At 37.4% G+C, this 2,774-nt stretch carries 4 protein-coding genes; 3 read left to right on the top strand and 1 reads right to left on the bottom strand.

All coding sequences use genetic code 11. The annotated features are described in order from the left end of the window. Nucleotides 1-24: 24 nt before the first annotated feature. Entirely contained in the window at nucleotides 25-276 is a 252-nt protein-coding gene (locus tag AC1DRF_RS21980) for a DUF2624 domain-containing protein (protein ID WP_013059210.1), read from the bottom strand. A gap of 273 nt (nucleotides 277-549) precedes the next feature. Here AC1DRF_RS21980 and AC1DRF_RS21975 point away from each other — a divergent pair, with 273 nt between their 5' ends. Genes AC1DRF_RS21975 through AC1DRF_RS21965 form a run of 3 tightly spaced genes read left to right on the top strand, consistent with a single transcriptional unit; the run spans nucleotide 550 to nucleotide 2,578 of the window. Further along, nucleotides 550-1,329, top strand: coding sequence for a metal ABC transporter ATP-binding protein (locus AC1DRF_RS21975; RefSeq protein WP_013059209.1), 780 nt, complete (start codon nucleotides 550-552; stop codon nucleotides 1,327-1,329). After that, entirely contained in the window at nucleotides 1,326-2,168 is an 843-nt protein-coding gene (locus tag AC1DRF_RS21970) for a metal ABC transporter permease (protein WP_013059208.1), read from the top strand. The genes AC1DRF_RS21975 and AC1DRF_RS21970 overlap by 4 nt, the downstream gene beginning before the upstream one ends. Next, nucleotides 2,165-2,578 carry a Fur family transcriptional regulator gene (locus AC1DRF_RS21965; RefSeq protein WP_013059207.1) on the top strand — a complete coding sequence of 138 codons (414 nt, stop codon included), beginning with the start codon at nucleotides 2,165-2,167 and terminating at the stop codon, nucleotides 2,576-2,578. The genes AC1DRF_RS21970 and AC1DRF_RS21965 overlap by 4 nt, the downstream gene beginning before the upstream one ends. Nucleotides 2,579-2,774: the final 196 nt, after the last annotated feature.

Genomic DNA, 2,774 nt, shown 5'->3' with positions numbered 1-2,774 from the left:
TGTCTATAGACATGACCTCTTCTTTTACATCAACTGCTGAAATAATTCGTTCACTCGTCTGGCAGTTTCACGATCTGTTACTTGAGCAATTTGTTTGATTAAATTTCGGCGCTCTTCAAGGTTATAAATATTTACGGGCTGCTGTCTAATGACGGATACAAGTGTGTGTGCCTGCTGATCTGTAATGGGGATGTTGTATTGTTTGCTATACTTTAAAAGCTCTTTCGGGGTAATGTTGTTTACTTTCTTATTGACAATCTGTTGTACAATTTTCATATGATTACCTCCTCGTCATATACAGTTTATGAATAAAAAAGAAAGATGTGACTATATTGTGTAATAAAACAACATTTCGAGCCGGATGAACTTACGGAGGCAAGAAAGCGAAGGAGTGAAACGGCTTAGTTTACAAATAAAAGACAATCCTGTATACTACATTAATGACTAAATCGTAATGATTCTGAGAAAGTAAATGGGTAACGGAGTATACGATAGAAACCGTGCCCTCTTTTGTATGGAGAAATATAAAAAAAGAATGGTGAGGCGCATATGAATACACCTGATATCATTGAAATTGATCATTTATCATTTCAATATGATGGAGTGAATGTATTAGAAGATATAAGTTTTTCAATTCCAAAAGGAGCTTTTTTGGGTCTCGTTGGTCCAAATGGCTCTGGGAAATCAACGCTAATCAAATGTTTGCTTGGTTTGCAAAAACCATCTCAAGGTGCAATTCGTTTATTTGGAAAAGATCAGAGAAGGTTTAAAGAACGAAGTAAAATTGGATATGTATCGCAAAAAGCGAATAGTTTCAACAGCGGCTTTCCTGCTACCGTTTTTGAAGTGGTTTCCACGGGTCTTACTTCAAAATTAGGTTTGTTTCGCTTTATGAATGCTTCTCATAAACAAAAAGTGAAAGAAGCGGTAGAAGCAGTGGGGATGAGCGAATTTTTAAATCGAAACATAGGAGAACTATCCGGTGGCCAGCAGCAGCGAATTTTTATTGCGCGCGCGCTTGTAAGCGAACCCGAGCTGTTAATTTTAGATGAGCCAACAGTCGGAGTGGATGCACAAAATGTGTACACTTTTTATGAGCTTCTTGAAAAGTTAAATAAAGAAAAAGGCATTACGCTTGTGCTTGTTACTCACGATATTGGCACTGTCTCAGAAAAAGTAACCCACGTTGCTTGTTTAAATAAATTTCTACACTTTCATGGGAATGCCAAAGAATTCGAACAGCTTTGTGAACATGACGTATCTATGTTTTATGGTCATAATGTTCATGTGTTAACCCATGATCATCATCATGGAGGGCAGCACGTATGATAAGCAGTTTATTTCAATTTGAGTTTTTACGAAATGCATTTTTAACCGGTATGATTATTGGCGTCTTAGCTCCTTTATTGGGCACGTTCATCGTAGTAAGACGTCTTTCTTTAATTGCAGACGCGTTAAGTCACGTGACGCTAGCGGGGATTTCTGCGAGCTTGCTTCTTAGTCAGAAAATAGGGTTTATGCAAGGAGTGAACCCCGTCTATTTAGGAATGGTATCTTCCGTTACAGGTGCTCTTTTTATTGAAAAACTTCGAAGCGTCTACAAGCATTACCAAGAGCTGGCCATTCCGATTATTTTATCGGGCGGAATTGGTATTAGTGCAATTTGTATCTCGCTAGCGGACGGTTTTAATAATGATTTAATGAATTATTTGTTTGGAAGCGTAAGTGCGGTGAGTCGTTCGGATCTTTGGACAGTTGTTGTCATAGCCGTATTTGTTATAGCTATTGTCTTTTTCTTATATAAAGAATTGTTTATTTTATCTTTTGACGAGGAGCACGCTTCTGCTTCTGGGATTAAATCGAAATGGATGCACTTTTTATTTATTGTGATGGTTGCTCTTGTCATTGCTGTATCGATGCGTATCGTCGGTATCTTATTAGTGTCATCTCTTATGACTCTTCCTGTAGCAGCAAGCATTCGCTTAGCTAGAGGCTTTAAACAAACGATTCTGCTTTCGGTGATTTTTGGTGAAATATCTGTTTTAGGCGGATTATTTTCAGCGTACTACTTGGATTTAGCACCAGGCGGTACAATTGTTGTCATTGCTGTTGTTATTTTAATCATATCTATTATGATTAATAAAGGACGGAAGGGGAAACAAAAATGAATTTAACTGAAGCCATTCATTTGTTAAAAGATCAAGGATATAAACATACAGGAAAGCGTGAAGAAATGCTTGCCTTGTTTTCAAAATCAAATAAGTACTTAACGGCAAAAGATGTATTAGAGTACATGAAGCCCGATTATCCTGGTCTGAGTTTTGATACCATTTACCGTAATTTATCATTGTTTGTGGAGTTAGGTGTACTTGAAATGACGGAGCTTTCGAGCGAAAAGCACTTTCGATTTAAATGTGCGACCGCCCATCATCATCACCACTTCATTTGTTTAGATTGTGGGAAAACAAAAGAAATTGAAGCTTGTCCGATGGAGTATGTAGACGAGGATTTGCGAGGGTACAATATTACAGGCCATAAATTTGAAATTTACGGTCAATGTATAGAATGTAATCAATAAAAAAGAGAGGGCGTTATGCACCTCTCTTTTTTTATTTTTGCTGTTCTTTTAACCAGCTGGCTACCCACTGATCTGCTTCTAGCCAATTGTATACGCGAACCACTCCTTTTGGAACAGGTAAGCGATTATAAGGAGTATCAAATAAGATAACGGGGATATTGCATTCTTCACTGATTTCACAAGCATTATCATGTTT

Source organism: Priestia sp. P5_B4, assembly GCF_056400385.1.
The sequence above is the reverse complement of the archived record's forward strand: the minus strand, read 5'-3'. Positions and strand labels throughout refer to the sequence as shown.

Bases quoted from the DNA above. Each gene is read 5' to 3' on its own strand.
- AC1DRF_RS21980 (WP_013059210.1), bottom strand. From the start codon at position 276: ATGAAAATTGTACAACAGATTGTCAATAAGAAAGTAAACAACATTACC.
- AC1DRF_RS21975 (WP_013059209.1), top strand. From the start codon at position 550: ATGAATACACCTGATATCATTGAAATTGATCATTTATCATTTCAATAT.
- AC1DRF_RS21970 (WP_013059208.1), top strand. From the start codon at position 1,326: ATGATAAGCAGTTTATTTCAATTTGAGTTTTTACGAAATGCATTTTTA.
- AC1DRF_RS21965 (WP_013059207.1), top strand. From the start codon at position 2,165: ATGAATTTAACTGAAGCCATTCATTTGTTAAAAGATCAAGGATATAAA.